16 protein-coding genes are annotated in these 17,443 nt (G+C 62.6%); 6 read left to right on the top strand and 10 right to left on the bottom strand.

Annotated features, from left to right (window positions below):
* Positions 1 to 6 precede the first annotated feature (6 nt).
* The 4 genes from ASE36_RS09270 to hemN all read right to left on the bottom strand — a co-directional run bounded on the left by ASE36_RS09270 (position 7) and on the right by hemN (position 3,549).
* The gene (locus tag ASE36_RS09270) at positions 7 to 1,209 is read right to left on the bottom strand and encodes a beta-ketoacyl-ACP synthase (protein WP_062278509.1); all 1,203 of its coding nucleotides are present in this window, start codon (positions 1,207 to 1,209) and stop codon (positions 7 to 9) included.
* A 105-nt stretch (positions 1,210 to 1,314) separates the two neighbouring features.
* Positions 1,315 to 1,788, bottom strand: a complete 474-nt coding sequence (locus ASE36_RS09275; RefSeq protein WP_062278511.1) for a 3-hydroxyacyl-ACP dehydratase FabZ family protein — start codon at positions 1,786 to 1,788, stop codon at positions 1,315 to 1,317.
* A gap of 27 nt (positions 1,789 to 1,815) precedes the next feature.
* Positions 1,816 to 2,094 (bottom strand): acyl carrier protein, encoded by a 279-nt coding sequence (locus ASE36_RS09280; protein ID WP_027675812.1) that lies wholly within the window; start codon positions 2,092 to 2,094, stop codon positions 1,816 to 1,818.
* Positions 2,095 to 2,199: 105 nt separating this feature from the next.
* On the bottom strand, positions 2,200 to 3,549 hold the full coding sequence (gene hemN / locus ASE36_RS09285) for an oxygen-independent coproporphyrinogen III oxidase (protein ID WP_062278512.1): 1,350 nt from the start codon (positions 3,547 to 3,549) through the stop codon (positions 2,200 to 2,202).
* 188 nt (positions 3,550 to 3,737) lie between these two features.
* On the opposite strand from hemN, the gene ASE36_RS09290 reads away from it, so the two are divergent.
* A complete protein-coding gene (locus ASE36_RS09290) occupies positions 3,738 to 4,463 on the top strand; it encodes a Crp/Fnr family transcriptional regulator (protein WP_062278515.1) in 726 nt (241 codons plus the stop codon).
* A gap of 13 nt (positions 4,464 to 4,476) precedes the next feature.
* On the opposite strand, the gene ASE36_RS09295 is transcribed toward ASE36_RS09290, so the two are convergent.
* The 5 genes from ASE36_RS09295 to cobA form a co-directional block, all read right to left on the bottom strand.
* Positions 4,477 to 4,905, bottom strand: coding sequence for a L,D-transpeptidase (locus ASE36_RS09295; RefSeq protein WP_062278517.1), 429 nt, complete (start codon positions 4,903 to 4,905; stop codon positions 4,477 to 4,479).
* A gap of 119 nt (positions 4,906 to 5,024) precedes the next feature.
* Positions 5,025 to 5,999 carry an adenosylcobinamide-phosphate synthase CbiB gene (gene cbiB / locus ASE36_RS09300; protein WP_062278519.1) on the bottom strand — a complete coding sequence of 325 codons (975 nt, stop codon included), beginning with the start codon at positions 5,997 to 5,999 and terminating at the stop codon, positions 5,025 to 5,027.
* Between the two features lie 3 nt (positions 6,000 to 6,002).
* Positions 6,003 to 7,001, bottom strand: a complete 999-nt coding sequence (gene cobD, locus ASE36_RS09305) for a threonine-phosphate decarboxylase CobD (protein ID WP_062278522.1) — start codon at positions 6,999 to 7,001, stop codon at positions 6,003 to 6,005.
* Positions 6,998 to 8,302, bottom strand: coding sequence for a cobyrinate a,c-diamide synthase (locus tag ASE36_RS09310; RefSeq protein WP_062278530.1), 1,305 nt, complete (start codon positions 8,300 to 8,302; stop codon positions 6,998 to 7,000). Before ASE36_RS09310 ends, cobD begins: the two co-directional genes overlap by 4 nt.
* Positions 8,299 to 9,156, bottom strand: coding sequence for a uroporphyrinogen-III C-methyltransferase (gene cobA / locus ASE36_RS09315; RefSeq protein ID WP_200945169.1), 858 nt, complete (start codon positions 9,154 to 9,156; stop codon positions 8,299 to 8,301). Before cobA ends, ASE36_RS09310 begins: the two co-directional genes overlap by 4 nt.
* A 107-nt stretch (positions 9,157 to 9,263) precedes the next feature.
* Here cobA and ASE36_RS09320 point away from each other — a divergent pair, with 107 nt between their 5' ends.
* Positions 9,264 to 10,394, top strand: coding sequence for a cobalt-precorrin-5B (C(1))-methyltransferase (locus tag ASE36_RS09320; protein WP_062281179.1), 1,131 nt, complete (start codon positions 9,264 to 9,266; stop codon positions 10,392 to 10,394).
* Entirely contained in the window at positions 10,384 to 11,103 is a 720-nt protein-coding gene (locus tag ASE36_RS09325) for a cobalt-precorrin-6A reductase (RefSeq protein ID WP_062278532.1), read from the top strand. Before ASE36_RS09320 ends, ASE36_RS09325 begins: the two co-directional genes overlap by 11 nt.
* Positions 11,104 to 11,115: 12 nt before the next feature.
* On the opposite strand, the gene ASE36_RS09330 is transcribed toward ASE36_RS09325, so the two are convergent.
* A complete protein-coding gene (locus ASE36_RS09330) occupies positions 11,116 to 14,421 on the bottom strand; it encodes a DUF3971 domain-containing protein (protein WP_162244211.1) in 3,306 nt (1,101 codons plus the stop codon).
* Between the two features lie 248 nt (positions 14,422 to 14,669).
* Here ASE36_RS09330 and bcp point away from each other — a divergent pair, with 248 nt between their 5' ends.
* The 3 genes from bcp (at position 14,670) to ASE36_RS09345 (ending at position 17,415) form a co-directional block, all read left to right on the top strand.
* Entirely contained in the window at positions 14,670 to 15,137 is a 468-nt protein-coding gene (gene bcp / locus ASE36_RS09335; RefSeq protein ID WP_062278536.1) for a thioredoxin-dependent thiol peroxidase, read from the top strand.
* Entirely contained in the window at positions 15,137 to 15,979 is an 843-nt protein-coding gene (locus ASE36_RS09340) for a ferritin-like domain-containing protein (protein ID WP_062278538.1), read from the top strand. Before bcp ends, ASE36_RS09340 begins: the two co-directional genes overlap by 1 nt.
* A gap of 89 nt (positions 15,980 to 16,068) precedes the next feature.
* Positions 16,069 to 17,415 carry a M23 family metallopeptidase gene (locus ASE36_RS09345; protein ID WP_413813652.1) on the top strand — a complete coding sequence of 449 codons (1,347 nt, stop codon included), beginning with the start codon at positions 16,069 to 16,071 and terminating at the stop codon, positions 17,413 to 17,415.
* Positions 17,416 to 17,443 lie beyond the last annotated feature (28 nt).

Genomic DNA, 17,443 nt, shown 5'->3' on the forward strand with positions numbered 1-17,443 from the left:
ATCTCCTCACACATCGGCCGAGAGCACGGCGAGGCCTTCGCCCCGCACATAGCCGACGGTGGTCACGATGGCATGGCGGGCGGCAGAACCCTGCGCGGTCTCATGGGCGGGATCGAAGGCGGGCACGATAGCACCGGCATCGATGGCGAGTGCCGCGAGCGCCAGTCCCGCAGGGAACTGCGCTTCCAGGGAATGGCCGATCGAACCGGCAAAGCCGCGCACCGGCATGCCGGGGAAACGTTCCGTAAGGGAAGCCTTTTCACGCTGCGTGAGATCCGCGAGACCAGATGCGCCAGAGAAGACGATGGTGTCGTCGGTCGAAAGCGATGAAGCCTCCGGCGTGATCCGGCCGAGGCGCGCCTCAAGCTTGCCCTCATCGCGATTGCCGCGATCCCCTTCGACAGCATCGAGCACCGCATAGATATGCGCGCCGCGAGCTTCGGCATGTTCGCGAGACTCAAGCACCAGGAAGGCGCCGACCGTGCCAAGGATCACGCCACCGCCATTTTCGCCGTCGCGCGACCAGAGCGGCTGCCAGGGGCCCGTCTGGTGGGCGCGAATACCCTCGACCAGAAGCAGGATGTCTGCGCGCTCAGCGATGAAGGCACCGCCGACCAGCGTATGGGTCGACTGACCGGCCTTGATGCGGGCAAAGGCGGTCTCGATCGCGGATATGCCGGCGGACTCCTCACCCATGAAGGTGCGCGAAGATCCGGTGACCTTATGCACGATGGAAATATTGCCGGCGAGCAGGTTAGAGAGCTGCGCGAGGAAGAGCGTCGGGCGAAGCTCGGTGGTCAGCTTCTCGATCAGCAGCCGTTCGCGGTCGTTGCGCTTCAGCGCCTCGTCGACGATGAGGCTGTCGACGGCGATGTCACGCTCGCCGCCGCCTGCCGCCACGATGAGGTCCATCGAGCCGCAAGCATCCACATCGTCCTTCATCCCGGCATCGTCAAGCGCAAGGCCAGCCGCAAACACGCCGAGGCGCTGCCAGTTTTCCATCTGCCGCTGATCCTTGCGGCCGATCTGGGCCGACCAGTCGATCTCAGGCAGACGATGCACGACGTAAGGGCTGAACTTCTCCGTCTCCAGCACCGGCTCGGGTGCCTGGGGAGACGACAGGAGGGCGATATGTGGCTCCTTGCCCGTACCATGGCAGGTAACGATGCCAATCCCGGTGATCACCACATCATTCGGCTGTTTGACCATATGCAATCCTCTCGCCGACGGGAGGGTCGGCGTTAAAAAGCGGGTTTTCCCGAATAAGGCCCCAAGGTCAAGAGGCGATTGCGCCAAAGCGCAGACGTCAGGCCTTTAGCCCTGGGCGGCCATGGCGGCAATCAACCCGACTTCCTCGGCGCGTTTGCGCACGATCGGCGCCAGCGGCACTTCGGAAAAGGCCACGGTACGCAGCTTCAGCTGGGCGTCGCAGACCTTCTTGCCGGCACTGGTGATGCGCGCCTTGGTGACGGCAAAGCCCGATCCGTCATGCTCCAGCTCCGCCACGATATCGAGGACGGCGCCCGGCTCGACGAAGGTGCGCATCTTGGCGCCATCGACTGACATCAGGAATGGCATGGCGGAAAAGTCCTTGACCGCGAGCAGCAGCATGCCGGAGGCCTGCGCCATGGTCTCGATCAGCAGAACGCCGGGAACCAGCGGCATGCCGGGGAAATGGCCCTCGAAGACGGGGCTTTCCATCGGCACGACCGACTGGGCCTTCAAACGACCAAGGCCGAGATCCACGCTCTCGACCTTGTCAATCATCTGGAAATATTCAAGCAGCACGGGGATTTCCGTCCTTCTGCAGACGGATCAGCCCTTGGCGGCCTTGAGCTCGTCGATCTTGGCACAGAGGTTCTTCAGCACGAAGTATTCCTCGGTCGAGACCTTGCCTTCGTTGACTTCCTGGGTCCACTGCTCGAGCGGGATCTTGATGCCGAATTCCTTGTCGATCGCAAAGACGATGTCGAGGAAGTCGAGGCTGTCGATGCCGAGGTCATCAATCGTGTGGCTTTCCGGCGTAATCGTCTCGCGATCGATTTCGCTGGTGTCAGCAATGATGTCGGCAACTTTGTCGAATGTAGCGGTCACGCCAGTACCTCATATGTCTCAAATTCTGTGTTCCACATAGGGAAAACAGGGGGAAATGCCAATGGCCGTTTTTCGCGACCACGACATTTGGCCTTGAGGTGTTGCCTAAACAGCAATGGAATGGCGGCCTTTGCCGTTGGCGAGATAGCTGTCGAAGACGGCCGCAATCGTGCGCGCGAAGGGTCGGCCAGCCTCGGTGATGGTGAAGCGATCGCCCTCCAGCCGACAGATATCGTCCTGATTGGACCCGACGAAGCTACGCGCCTCCCCGACGATCGCCTCCGCATCGGCACCGAATTCGGCCCGCAGCGCGTCGAAGGAGAGCTCGAAGCGGCACATGATCTCCTCGATCACCCGGCGCCGCATGCGGTCGTCGTCACTCACGGCAACGCCGCGCACGGCAGCCAGTCCCTCATTATCAGCCATGCGCTGGTATTCGCCGGTTGCCGGCATGTTCTGCACATAGCCCTGCGGCAATTGCCCGATTGATGAGGCACCGAGCCCGATCAGAGCATCGGCGGCATCGACGGTGTAACCCTGAAAATTGCGGCGAAGGCGCCCTTCCCGCTGGGCGATCGCCATGCTGTCGGTGGGACGAGCGAAATGGTCGATACCAACAGGCTCGTAGCCTGCCTCCACTAGCATGCGCGCGGCCAGGTTCATCTGGGCAAACCGCGCCTCGATGCCCGGCAGCACCTCTTCCTTGATCATCGTCTGGTGCTTCTTCATCCAGGGCACATGGGCGTAGCCAAAGAGCGCGATGCGGTCGGGCGAAAGCGAGAGGATGTCGCGCACCGTTTCGGCGAGCGTTTCCTCCGTCTGGTGCGGCAGGCCGTACAGGATGTCGCAATTGACCGAATGAACGCCCCGCGCCCTGACAGCATCAACCACTGACTTCGTATGTTCGAAAGTCTGGATACGGTTGATCGCGCGCTGCACGTCAGGGTGGAAGTCCTGAACGCCGAGGCTGGCGCGGGTCATGCCGATCTCAGCCAATGCATTATAGCGCGGTTCGTCCAGATCGTTCGGATCCATCTCGACGCTGATCTCGACCTCGTCGGAGAAGTGGAAGGCCTCACGTAGCGCCCCCATAAGATCGACGAGATCATCCGGTCGCACCATGGTCGGCGAGCCGCCGCCAAAATGCACGGCAGTCACGACTGCATCGCGGTTGACCAGCTTTCCGACGGTTGCGATTTCTTTTTTCAACGATTCCAGATAGATCGTGATAGGCTCATATCTCAATGTATGCTTGGTATGGCAGGCGCAGAACCAGCAGAGCCGATCGCAATAGGGAATATGCAGGTAAAGCGACAGCTTCTGCTCACCCGTGATCGCCTGCAGCCAATCTGCGTAAACGCCAGAATCCACACCTTCATGAAAGTGCGGCGCCGTGGGATAACTGGTGTAGCGCGGAACGGCTCCGGAATATTTCTTGAGAAGTGAATCTGGCATGATCTGCGAGGCCCCGAAGCTATGTCGACTACGACCAAAGATAGCGCTGTGCGACAATGCGGCCTTTGACTTCGATCAATTTGATGTTACATTTCTCAAGTAAGTTCTACGGAACTCAAAGGCCGAAAAGGCCATTCAGGTCGTTCGACGCACAGTAATGTCGCACGGCCTCCCAGGGCGACGTGATCATGGACACCTATCTCAAGCATGTGCCGGAATGCGAAGCACCGGGCGTTTGTCGGGCCTGCGAGGCGCGTCACGGCGGGCTGTGTTCGGTCCTGACGGCCGGACAGCTGACGGAACTGAACCGTCACTCGATCCGCAGGCGAATCGAAGCAGGCAATGAGGTGATCGGCCAGGGTGAGACCGTCGGCAGCTACAGCAACATCCTCAAAGGTGTGATCAAGCTGTCCAAGATGATGGCCGATGGCCGCCAGCAGATCGTCGGCCTGCAGTTTGCGCCCGATTTTCTCGGCCGGCCCTTCCTCCGTGAAAGCACGATCACGGCAGAAGCTGCCACTGACACTGAAATCTGCACCTTCCCGCGCAATGTCGTCGACCGCATGGTCGGCGAAGTGCCCGACATGGAGCGCAAGCTGCACAACCAGTCGCTCAAGGAGCTGGACGAAGCGCGCGAGTGGATGCTGACGCTGGGCCGTAAGACGGCGCAGGAAAAGGTGGCCAACTTCCTCTACCTGATCGCCACCCACATTGATCCGGACCGGGGCAATGCACAGACCTTCGACCTGCCGTTGTCGCGGGCCGATATTGCGGACTTCCTCGGCCTCACGATCGAAACGGTGAGCCGTCAGATGACCAAGCTGCGCAAGGACGGCATCATCGTGATCGAGAACAATCGTCACGTGATCGTGCCAAAGCTCGAGCGCCTGCGCGACGCAGCCGGCATCGACTGACCGAAGGCTCGAATTACTGCGAAATCATGATCCGCGTGTTGCCGAGCCCGTTTTGACGGGCGAGCTGGTAGAACTGTGCTGCATTGTCGGGATGGAGCCTCACACGTCCATGGGACGCCGGATGCCCGAGATGCTTCACGTCGAACGTGGCATGCACGGCATATCCACCGTTGAAGAAAATGGCATAAGGCATGGGCGTGTTGTCATACTTGCGCGAACGATGATGAAGCGACGCCCATTTGGCTCGCCAAGAGCCGGTTGGCGTTGAATAGCCCGACCTTCCCGTCGAAACCTTCCAGCGATACCGAACGACCCCGTCCTCGCTCACCGTCATAGTCTGCGCCGAAAGACTGACGCGGGCGACGAGCGAACTGGCGTCTGCCGATACCGGCGAGAACGCCGCAATAATCAATGATGCCCCCAACGCTGCCGTGGTGCGCATGTTTAGCCCCGCAGGGCACCCCTTTGCCCTGCCACAGTGTAGGTTGCGCCGGGAAAAAGAAAACATGGGCCGCAGCGATGCCCAAAAAGGGTCAAGGCGTGGTTTCGGCAGCCTGATGGTCAGAGGTAAGAGACAAGCGCCACAAGCGCCGTCAGCGCCGCAAGCAGGCTGCAGGCCGTGTAGAACACGCAGACCCCGGTGAGAATGTCGGGAAGCGTTGCAGCCGGTCGGCCGGCGGCATACATCATGGGCTCGCTGACACGCACGCCGCCATAGACGCGGGGACCGGCGAGTTGAAGATCGAGAGCACCTGCCATGGCCGATTCCGGCCAGCCGGAATTCGGAGAGCGGTGCAGCCCGCTGTCACGCAGCGCAGCAGACATTGACCGACGTCCAGCCGCAGGCTTTAGCCTGATGGCTGCTGCAGCAGCAATCAGCAGCGCCGACAGCCGGGCAGCCGGCCAGTTGGCGAGATCGTCCAGCCGCGCCGAGGCCCAGCCGAACTCGAGAAAACGCTCGTTCTTGTGGCCGATCATCGAATCGGCGGTGTTGAGCATCTTGTAGGCGAGCAGCCCCGGCAGGCCAGCAAGCGCATACCAGAAGACAGGCGCCACCACGCCATCGGCAAAATTCTCCGAAAGGCTCTCGATCGCCGCGCGACAGACACCGGACTGGTCGAGCGTATTGGGATCGCGACCGACGATCATGGCGACCGCACGGCGCCCACCGGCAAGACCGTCGGACCTCAGACCCTCCGCCACGGCAAGCACATGATCGCCGAGGCTCTTTTGCGCCAGGAATACCGCAACCACAACGATTTCCAGCAACAACCCGACCAGGCCGAGCCTTGATGCCAGCTGGGACAGAATTGCTCCGGTTACCACCGCGAGCAGGAGAAGCGCAAGGATGGTCAAAACGCCGTTCAACCGCCGTCCCTCAGGCGTAAATCCCTTTCCATTCAGACGTCGCTCAAAGGCGTCGATCCCCTTGCCGAAGATCACCACCGGATGCGGCACCTGTCGCCACAGCCAGGGGGGATCGCCGATGATGCGGTCGAGAACAAGGGCGAAGAAAAGAAGGACAAGATGGATCATGGTTCAGCGGTTACGCCACACCTTGAGCGCTTCGGCAAGCCGGCGATCACCGTCTTGATCGGGAGACAGCCCGAAGCGCAGCCAGTCGCCCCGGTAGTCGAACTTGCGGGTCAGAATGTGATGGCGGCAAAGATGGGTGTGCAGGTCCCCTGCCCTTTGATCCTCCACCAGCGTCAAAAGGCCGGCCTCCCCACGAATTTCGAGCCCGGCATCGCGAAGCACGGCATGGAGCGCGTGACAGCGCTCTGCGATCTTGCCCCGGATCGGCTCGACATTGGAAGAGAGCAAGTCGGCCGCAATTTCCAGAGCAGGACCGGACACGGCCCAGGGGCCGAGCCATTCGGCGAATTGACTGGTAATCCGCTCGTCTGCGATGACGAAACCGAGGCGGATCCCGGCGAGGCCGAAGAACTTGCCGAAGGATCGGAAGATGATGACCGAGGGGTGGGCCGAGCCCGCCATGCTCAGCTGCGGAAGTACATCACCGAATGCTTCGTCGATAACGAGCAGGCCACCGTTGCGACCCACCTCTTCCGCCAGCAGCGTCAACCGTTCGGGCGAGAAGGCACGCGCATCCGGATTGTTCGGATTGACCACGACAACGAGGCCGTGGTTCCGCGTGATGGCATCGAGATCGGCGATCTGGTCGACGGCAAGCCCCGCCTGCTGGAAGGCTCGGGCATATTCGCCATAGGTCGGAGACAGAATGGCAACGCGGGCGCCCGGCCGCACGAGGCGCGGCAGAAGCTGGATGACCGACTGAGTACCAGGGACCGGCAGAGGCAGCCGATGGCCGGAGCGATAGTAGTGACGCGCAGCGTCGCGCGCGGCCTGCTCGCGCTCTTGATCCGGCAGGCGGTGCCAGGCGCGGGGCGAAATCTCTGGCAAAGGCGGCGGGCACGGGTTGATGCCGGTCGACAGATCGAGCCAGTCCTCGATACGCCCGCCATAAAGCTCGGCCGCGGCCGCAAGGCCGCCGCCATGCTGGATCGGCGCGCTCATGCGACATCTCCAATCCGGTCGATGAGATGCATATAGGATCCAGATACTCTGCCCAGCCGCAGGCCGAACGTTCCGAGCGGCTCACCCATCGCGTCCTCCGCCTCAAAGAGACGTTCGGCAGCGCCTTCCGACACCACAGTCGAATAATGGAATTCATGGGCAGAAAAAGAACCGGGCAGCAGATCCTGCGCCAAGGATCTCAACCGACGATAGCCGAGATGGCGCGCGCGGGTCGCATAGCTGGTGACAAGCGGCAACAGGCCGAGCATCTGATGTGGCTCGCCTGCGGCATCGACAAGGCCCTCGCCGAGAACCATGTAGCCGCCGCATTCGCCGTAGACGCTCGCACCTCGGCTGACGGCACTTTCCATCCCGGCTTTGAAGGTCTGCGCTGCCGCGATCCGGCCGGAATGCAGTTCCGGATAACCGCCAGGCAGATATACGGCACCAGCAGCCTTTGACGGCGCCTCGTCGGCGAGTGGCGAGAAGAAGGACAATTCGGCGCCCTGGCGTTGCCAGCCGTCCAGCAGGTGCGGATAGGAAAAGGCAAAGGCAATGTCGCGTGCAACCGCGATGTGTTGGGCGAATGGGGCGATCCCGACAGGAACGGGAGAAGGCTGCGAGACGAACCCGGTCTCCGCCAGCCCCGTCAGCGCCGAAAGATCACAGCCGTCTTCAATCGCATCGGCAGCCGCTTCAATGAAAGCTTCGAGCGCCGCATGTTCACCGGCCTGCACGAGGCCAAGATGCCGTTCCGGCAGATGCAGGCCTGGGCTGGACCGCACTACGCCGACAACCGCAAGGCCAGTGCCCTGCAATGCGGCGCGCAGCATGGCTTCGTGTCTAGCGCTGCCAACCTTGTTGAGGATGACGCCCGCCACCTGCACATCGGCACGGTACCGGGCAAATCCGGTCGCGATCGCCGCGACCGATTGTGACATTCGCGCACAATCGATCACAAGAACGACCGGAAGCGACAAGAGGGCTGCGAGATCGGCGGCGCTGCCCGTGCCATCGGCCGCACCGTCGAACAGGCCCATCATCGCCTCGATGATGAGAAGGCCCTCCTCAAACGACCGGTGCGCCTGATCCGCCAAGACGGCGGGGCGCATGGCCCAGGGGTCGAAATTAAAGCAGGTGCGCCCCGAGGCCGCGGCATGAAAGGCAGGGTCGATATAGTCGGGGCCGGCCTTGCCAGGCGCCACCTTGATCCCGCGCCGCGACAGCGCCCGCATCAATCCGAGCGTCACCACCGTCTTGCCGGAACCGGAGGACGGCGCGGCGATGACAAGCCCGCTCATGCCGTGTCTTTCCGATCCACGGCGAAGGGGTCGGGCAAGAGTTTGCGGCCCGAAAGCGCACCCAGCCAGTCGAGCGAGGGACGCAGCCGCACCACTTCACCGATGACGACGATCGCCGGCGGCTCGATGCCGGCAGCGATCATGTCAGCCTCGGCGCGGCCCAGGGTCGTTTCAAGCACCGACTGCTCGGCGGTCGCGGCGTTGCAGACGAAGGCGACGGGCTCATCGGCACGACGTCCGGCGGAGATGAGATTGGCTGCAATCTGCCCCATATGCTTCATCGCCATATACATGACGATGACCGGTGACCCGCGACCAATCGCGTCCCAGTCGATCCGATCGGGCACGACGCCAGAGGAATCATGGCCCGTCAGGAATGTGACGGCGTGGTTGACCTCGCGGTGGGTGACCGGGATGCCGGCATAGGCAAGCCCGCCTATACCGGCGGTGATACCCGGCACGATGCGGAAGGGAACGCCGTGTTCGATGAGGGTCAGAGCTTCCTCGCCGCCACGACCGAAGACAAAGGGATCGCCGCCCTTCAGCCGCAGGACGCGGTGACCGGCATCGGCCAGTTCGACGAGCCGCAGCGAAATATCTCGCTGCTTGGCAGACGGCTTGCCGCCGCGCTTGCCGGCATATTCGAGGATCGCCCCGGTGCGCGCGAGCTTCAGGCATTCTTCATTGACGAGGGCGTCATGCACGATCACGTCCGCCTCGGCCAGCCCTTTCGCCGCAAGCAAGGTCAAAAGCCCGGGATCGCCTGGACCAGCGCCCGCAAGCCAGACATGGCCGGGCTCGATCGCCGGCAGGTGCATGGGCAGGGCAAGACGCGTCGTGTCACTCATAGCCATGGTCTAGGCTCCGGGCCTTGAAATTGCAATTGCGCCATGCCGGCTTTCCGCCACTTCGCGTCCGCGCGAGCCTTCCTCAGCAGGCGCGGCTCGCCTATAAGCAAACGATGAGCAAAGCGGATGATCAGCAACGGGGCGCAGAAAGCGAGCGGGTAGAAAAGCCCGAAGGCGGCGGGCTGCGCAGCGGCTGGACCACCGGAGCCTGTGCGACCGCTGCGACCAAGGCGGCCTTCACCGCGTTGCTGACCGGCGATTGTCCCGACCCCGTGACCATCACCTTGCCCCGCGGCGAAACGCCCGCCTTTGCGCTCGCTTGCGAAGGCGTCGACGGCGGCGCTGCCTTTGCAGGCATCGTCAAGGATGCAGGCGATGATCCGGATGTGACCCATGGTGCGACCGTAATCTCGACGGTCCGGCGGCTCGCTCCCGGAAACGGCATCCGCTTTGTGGCGGGCGACGGCGTTGGCACGGTGACCAAAGCCGGACTTCCGATCCCGGTGGGAGAAGCCGCGATCAATCCGGTGCCCCGCGCCATGATGACGGCTGAGATTGAAACCTTGGCGAAGGCACATGGCGTTACCCTCGATGTCGAGATCACCATCTCGGTCCCGGGCGGCGAAGGTCTGGCGAAGGAAACCTGGAACCCGCGCCTCGGCATTCTGGGCGGCATCTCAATTCTTGGCACCACGGGTGTCGTGCACCCATTTTCCTGCGCGGCCTGGATCCATTCCATCCATCGCGGCATCGATGTCGCCCGCGCGGAGGGGTTGACCCATGTTCTGGGCGCCACCGGATCGACCTCGGAAAAGGCAGCACAGACCTTCCACGGCCTGCCGGACGGCGCGCTCCTCGACATGGGCGATTTCGCGGGCGGCCTTCTCAAATATCTGCGAGCCCACCCCGTCCCGCGCCTCACGATCGCCGGTGGTTTCGCCAAGATAGCGAAGCTCGCCCAGGGCGCCCTCGACCTGCATTCCGGCCGCAGCCAGATCGACAATCTTCATTTTCTATCATTGCCTTGTGCTGAGAACCTGACTCAAATTGACCGCGAGCGGATTCAAAATGCCAATACCGCCCTGGAGGTCTCTGGAATCATGGGGGAACTTGGGCTCGACATTGCATCAGACATCGCTGAAGCCGCGCGTCGCACCGCCGTGTCCGTTCTGCGTGATGCGCCGGTAAGCGTGGACGTCATTGTCATCGACCGCAGCGGAAATATCATCGCCCATGCCAGATAAGCTTCCGAGCGATCCGCCACCGTCGACTTCGAGCGCCATACCGCAGAAGATCCTCATCCTCGGCGGCACCGCCGAAGCTCGCGAACTTGCCAGCCGGCTGGTGGACGAGGGGCATGCAGTCACCACGTCGCTGGCCGGGCGCACGGTGGACCCGATCCTGCCGCGCGGCGAGGTCCGCATCGGCGGCTTCGGTGGGGCCGATGGCCTTGCTGCCCACATCCGCGAACACGGCTATGACCGCGTCATCGACGCCACTCATCCCTTTGCCCGGCGCATCAGCGAGAACGCTATCAAGGCGTCTGCTGCGACAGGGGTACCGCTCGAGCTGAGGCTGCGGCCGCGCTGGCAGAAGCAACCGGGCGACCGATGGCGGACGGTCGACTCGCTTCAGGCGGCAGCAGCCGCACTGCCTGCAGGCGCCACGGCCTTCCTCGCTCTCGGTCGGCAATATCTTGAGGCGTTCGGGACCAGAGGCGACTGCCGTTTCATCATCCGCATGGTAGACGCCCCGGAGGCGGCGCTTCCGATCCACGACTACACGCTGGTGCTGGGGAAGCCTGCAAGCGATGCCGCGCGCGAGGCGGACCTGTTCACCGCCCATGGTGTGACCCATCTCGTCTGCCGCAATTCGGGTGGACCGGCCGGATATGCAAAACTGATCGCGGCGAGACAGGTGGGCCTGCCGGTCATCATGCTTGAACGCGACTGAAGAAGCACCAAATCAGCGGAATTCGAAGATCTGACGGAAAACGCCGGGTGCGATGATCGACAGCGGATTGATCACCAGATTGGGCTTGGCGCTGGCACCAGTCAGCTTGAAGGTGATGCCGAGCAGGCCGCGGTCGCGACCATTGCCGAGAATGGCGCCGATGACAGGCAATTCGCCGAACAGGCGGTTAAGACCATAGGCCGGCATGAACGTGCCGGTGAGGTCGATCTGCCCTGCCCGGTCGCGCACGATCCCCTGGAACGTGGCCCCGATCTGCTCGCCGCGTACGATGCCGTTCTCGACGCTCAAGGAACCATCCACCACTGAGATGCGGGCAAAGGCCCGCTGGAAGCGGGCCGAGCTGACATCGATGTCGCGTCGGACGGCGCTGTTGAGGCTGCGTCCATCGGCCCCTGCCGGCGTCGAGACGATCGACTGCAGACGTTCTTCATTGTTGACTTGGACATTGCGCACATCGAGATTGCCGCTCCAGGAACCGGGGCGAATCTCGGTCAGTCTCAGATTGGCAAGCCCGCCGCTGAGACGGTTGTAGACATCAAGGAAGCGGACGACGGCGCCAAGGTCGCTGCTGGTAAAGGCGAGCTCCCGCTGCCCCTCCGGGGAGCGCAGCTTGGCAACGACCGCCTGGCCGCTCCCGGTGACCCCGGAAAAGTCGACCGCATTCACACGGCCCTTGCTGCCGGAATAAACGACCGATACGCCTGACAGCGCCTCATTGCCGAAGCCGACGACACGGTCGAGCTGTCCATCGATCCGCACAGCGGGGCCAGAACCACCACCGCCCGCAGCACTGCCCCCATCCTCCTGAGCCTCAGGCTGCTTCAGGATCGAGATCAGCGAGCGGGCATCGAAGGCGCTGCCGTTCGCCTTGACGGAATAGACGCCCTTGGTGTTGCGAATGGTGAGCGCAATATTGTCATCGGGCGCCAGACGAACTTTTGAAAAGTTTGCGGCCTGCAGGCCGTCCCGGTTGATCGAGAGCTCGCCTGCGGCACCGAAGCCATCGCCGGCAAGGACGAAATTCTCGATCGTCGACTGATTGTTCTCGCCGCTGATCAGGTCAAACTTTGCCGTCGCCCCGATACCCTGCCCTTTGCTCCACCCGACCCAGGGCACGGTCAGCGTCGCAGCACGGAGATCAACCGACACCCCCTGCTTCTTGTCGCCAAGCCAGGTCAGCTCGACAGAAACAGGGCCATCAAGGATGGTGCCAAGGCCCGGCACCAGCTTGTTGCGCGCGGCATTGTCCAGTTTCGCGCTGATTACGCGCTCGCGTGCGACGGCATCCGGTCCCGACCGCACCGGCTCGGTCGCCCTGATCTCCATCGCGACGTCCTCGACCTTGGCTGTCGCTTCCAGCCGCGCCGCCTGGGGGTCGACCAGCAATTTCCCGGTCACATCCGTCACACTTCGCCCGTCAAAGGGTTTTTTCACGTCGACCTGATCGAGATCGACCTCTGCCTTCCAGGCCGGCGGTGGCGGCTTTTGATCGGCGACAAGTCCGAACCTCGCTTCGACATGCCCCTTCACCTGACCGGCGAGATCGGCGGGTGTGAACTCGGTCCTCTGCAACGCCTCGATCGGTTTGAAAGACACCAGTTCGGCCACGGCATCCGCAGTGCCGCTTACATCAACGCTCAGATCCGCCATCAGCGGCTTGTCATAGGCTTTCGCCAGCACGAGCGTGCCGCCATCCAACTTTACCACGCGACCGGAGGGGAAATAGGACCCGGCTGATCTGATCTTCACCTCTACCCGCTCGCCGACCATGTCGATGCGCCCATAGACGTCACGGAGCGGCGGGATCGTGCCGGTCAGATTCATCCGCGCATCGTCGACATCCAGACCAATGCGCAACTCGTCTTCATTAAGGCGCACGGACTGCGGCTCGATCGACAGACGGTTCTGCGGGATAAACACGTCGATCGTGCCGCTTGGGATGACGCCGCCATAGATGTTTTCCAGCACCCAATGGCGCGGCTTGGAGGCGATCCAGTAAGGCCAGAGCTGTTTGAGAGCCGTCGTCTTCAGGTTCTTGACGGCGGCGTTGAAACGGATCTCTGGGCCGGTGCCGCCGAACCGAATCTGAAGCTTGCCAGCCAGATTGCCGTTCGGTGTGGTCGCATCAACAGCGTCGAGCTGCAGCAGCTTCTCGTTGACGAGAAAACGGCCATAGCCCCTGAGAGAAAACGGAAACGGCGTCTCGCCGGCATCGGGCACATCCGCCCGTCCATTGGAAACCAGAAGGTCGATGCCAAAGCCCTTGCCGAATTCCGGACCTTCGGGCAGACGGTCGAGATCGATCAGGCCGCCGGAGATCGGCAGGATCGTCCGGTCCAGCTGTGCAAGCGAATTGGCGATCTCGATCGTATGCTTGGTAAAGTCGTAGCCGAAGTTGAGGTTCGCCTTGGTGATCTCCTGCGGCTGACCATCCGAGTAGAAAGTCCCGCCCTGCATATTGACAGCAAGGTTCAAGGCCGGGGCTTCGGCAGCGCCACCGCGTTTCGCCGAGAGTAGCAGTTCCGCAGAACCATCGATCCCCTGCCGCGCGTCGCCGTTCTTCGACCGGCGAAGCATGAACGGGGTAAGCCTAAAATCGGCAATCCGCATCGTCAGCGATTGCGCCTGTCCCCCGACATTCGTGGTCAGCGCGGTAAGTTCCGTCTGCTGCCCGTTGACTGAGATGGCACCAAAGATCGACAGCGAATCGTCTGCTCCGCGCTCCATGGCGATATCGTCGACGGCGAGCGTCAGCGGACGTCCGCTGGCGGTGGTCGCGGCCACTTCAAGCCCACCGATCCGCAACCGGTCCAGGCCTCCACGCGCAAAGAAGGACTGGATACGGTCGAGCTGCTCGAATGCGCCTTCCAGAACGTCCGGTGTCGCATCGATCCGCACGGTGTTCAGGTCGAGCGGCTCACGCTTCGGCAACAGGCGCGCATCGAGGCTGATGCCTTCACTGACGACTTCGCGCACCGAAAAGCGCCCGCCGAGTAAGGCCAGCGGCTCGACGATGAATTTGACCGATTGCGTCACCGCCACCTGCTGGCCGAGTTCGGCCTGGGTGAGCCTGACGTCATGGGCCTCGACGGTCAGTTCCATATCGCCGGAAAAGCGCACTTCCGTGGATCCAACCACCGCGCGAAACTGCGGAGCAACCGCCTCGTCCAGCACCGATTGCGCGCGGCGCGCCAACGCCTGATCGAGAGCACCGCTTTCGACAACGGCATAGACGCCCATCAATACGACGAGCCACAGAGCCGAGAGGCCACCAAGGATACGAAAAATTCGCCGCATCACGGACCGCCGCGGCGGTGGCGTGTGCACGATAAGGGGATCCTCGACCTGCGCGGACGGGAGGGCATGCAGCGGCACAATGTCCCGCTTGCGAAACCGTAGCTTTTCGCCCCGGATCTCCGACATGTCCTGGTGATTGTCTCCGTCGATCGATGCCGCTATCAAGTCGCTCTGGACGACTTCCAAGCGGACTATATATCGAGTGCGCCGACAATCACCCACAAAACAGGCAAAAGAAAGGTTATCCCATGACGGAATTGACTGCCGGGGACAAAGCCCCCGATTTCTCTCTGCCCGCCAATGGTGGCGCCACCGTTTCGCTTGAGCAATTCTCCGGCAAGCCGCTTGTTCTCTACTTTTATCCGAAGGATGACACCAGCGGCTGCACGGTCGAAGCCGTTGACTTCACGAAGCTTTCTGCCGATTTTGCAGCGATCGGCGCGACCGTCGTCGGCGTCTCGCCCGACTCGGTGAAGAGCCACGACAAGTTCGCCGCCAAGCACAGCCTGTCCGTAATGCTCGCGTCGGATGAAAGCCATGCAGCCCTTGAGGCCTATGGCGTCTGGAAGGAGAAAAGCATGTACGGCAAGACCTATATGGGCGTCGAACGCACGACCTTTCTGATCGACGGATCCGGCAAGATCGCCGAGATCTGGCGCAAGGTGAAAGTGCCCGGCCATGCGGAAGCCGTCCTAAAGGCTGCTCAGGCCCTTTAATGCCAGACGCCGTGAACCAGCCGAGGACGCCCTTCCACTCCCTGCGCGGAGCCGCAACGCTTGCGATCCTGAGCGCCGACCTCGACGAGAAGACGGCACTGGCGCAAGCTGCGGCCATCCGTTGGCAGGAACGTCGTCTGTCGCTGCGCTCACCGCTAGACCCGGCCCTGCCCGAGCGGCCGGGTCGGCCAGAAAAGCCTGAACTGGTACCCCCCAAGGCGGTGGAAAAGCGCTCCCTGCACACGCTGCCGGGACGCATTGCCCTTCTTCATGCGCTGGCCCACATCGAGCTGAATGCGGTCGATCTGGCGCTCGACATCGTTGCGCGTTTTGCGAGCGAACCGGTGCCGCATTCCTTCTTCGACGGCTGGATGAAGGTCGCCTTCGAAGAGGCCAAGCACTTCCGACTGGTGCGCGACCGCCTGCGTGATCTCGGCGCCGACTATGGCGACATGCCTGCTCATGACGGCTTGTGGCAGGCGGCGCATTCAACCCGCAACGACCTCACCGCCCGTCTGGCCGTCGTGCCGCTCATTCTCGAAGCCCGCGGATTGGACGTCACCCCCGCCCTGCAGGACAAGATGCGCCAGACCGGCGACCTCGAAAGCGCGGAGGTCTTGCGGGTGATTTATGAAGACGAGAAAGGTCACGTTGCCGTCGGCGCGAAGTGGTTCCGCTTTCTTTGCGCTCGCGAAAAACAGGATCCGGCCGCCACGTTCCAGGATCTGGTCCGGGCAAATTTTCGCGGACAGCTGAAGGCGCCCTTCAACGATGTGGCCCGTGCCGAGGCCGGCCTGACGCCGTCGTTCTACCGGGTTCTGTCTTCGAAAAACAACTCGTGAGCGGCACCACATCCGCGTGATCTGAACGCTTTGTTAACCCTAATAATGCGTAATTCCCTCGGCGAGGCGACCTGAGACGACTCGCCATCATGCCGCCGCCCCAGGGCTTAAGGCGCGGACGGACGGGAAGGGAAACAGGCGTGGCAGCGGGCACCAACAACCAGGTCTTCGGGAGGCGCAAGGAGCCGCATGTCGTCATCCTGGCGAGCGGCGACCGTATCAGACACATGACCATCCGCCCCTGGATGACGCTGCTCACCGTCTGCTTTCTCGGCATCCTCGCCATCGGCTATCTCGGCGCCACCACCTATCTCGTTTTGCGCGACAACCTGATTGGCGCCACCATGGCGCGCCAGGCGCGCATGCAGCATGAATATGAAGACCGGATCGCAGCACTCCGCGCCCAGGTCGATCGCGTGACATCCAGGCAATTGCTCGACCAGCAGGTTGTCGAAGACAAGGTCGCAAAGCTGCTCGAACAGCAGATGGCGCTCACCTCTCGTCACGGCAAGATCGACGCACTCCTGCAGGGCGCCAGCACTGACACGGACCTCCCCGGCGACGGTCCCGTCCCGACAGACAGGCCGAAGACGGACGGCGACGAAGCCTCGCTGGCAAACAAATCCGCTCCGGCCTTTGCAGCCCTGCTTGGTCCGACGGCCAAGCAGGAGACAGCATCGAATCTCGCGCTCGGCTATGTGCCTATGACACAGGAGAACGTCGCCGACCGCGCCGACCGGCTGTTCTCCCATATGACCTTGTCCCTGAAGGAAATCGAGGCGGAGCAGCTCCAGCGGATCGACGAACTCGCAAGCGGCGCTTCCGCAACCGCCGACAAGATCGCCGGCATCCTGAAACGCCAGGGCGTGCCCGTCGAAGAACAGGCGGCGCTCGAAACACAGGACGCCGTGGGCGGCCCTTATCTCGCACCCCGTTCCGAGCAGGATTTTAACACCTCGCTGAACGAACTGGATGCGGCGCTGACCCGGCTCGAATCGGTGCGTGATACCGCGCGCCGCCTGCCCTTCGCCAATCCGGCACCCGGCCGTGACATCACCAGCCGCTTCGGCAACCGGCCGGATCCCTTCTTCGGTGGCCTTGCCATGCATGCCGGCATCGATTTTCGCACTCCGACCGGCACTGAAATCCGCACGACCGGCGCAGGCAAGGTCGTAGCCGCCGGTCAGTCCGGCGGCTACGGCAACATGGTCGAGATCGACCATGGCCTCGGCATCTCGACGCGTTACGGCCACATGTCGCGCGTACTGGTCAAGGTGGGCGACGAGGTGGCGACGGGAGACGTCATCGGCCTCTCCGGCTCGACCGGCCGCTCTACCGGCCCGCATCTGCATTATGAAATCCGTCGCAATGGCGATGCCGTCGATCCCATGCAGTTCCTCAATGCCGGCATGAAGCTCACGCCGCTGATCAATTGACGGGAATCTGTTTTCCGTTCAACTTGAT

The organism is Rhizobium sp. Root274 (genome assembly GCF_001429245.1).
Lineage (GTDB): Bacteria > Pseudomonadota > Alphaproteobacteria > Rhizobiales > Rhizobiaceae > Allorhizobium.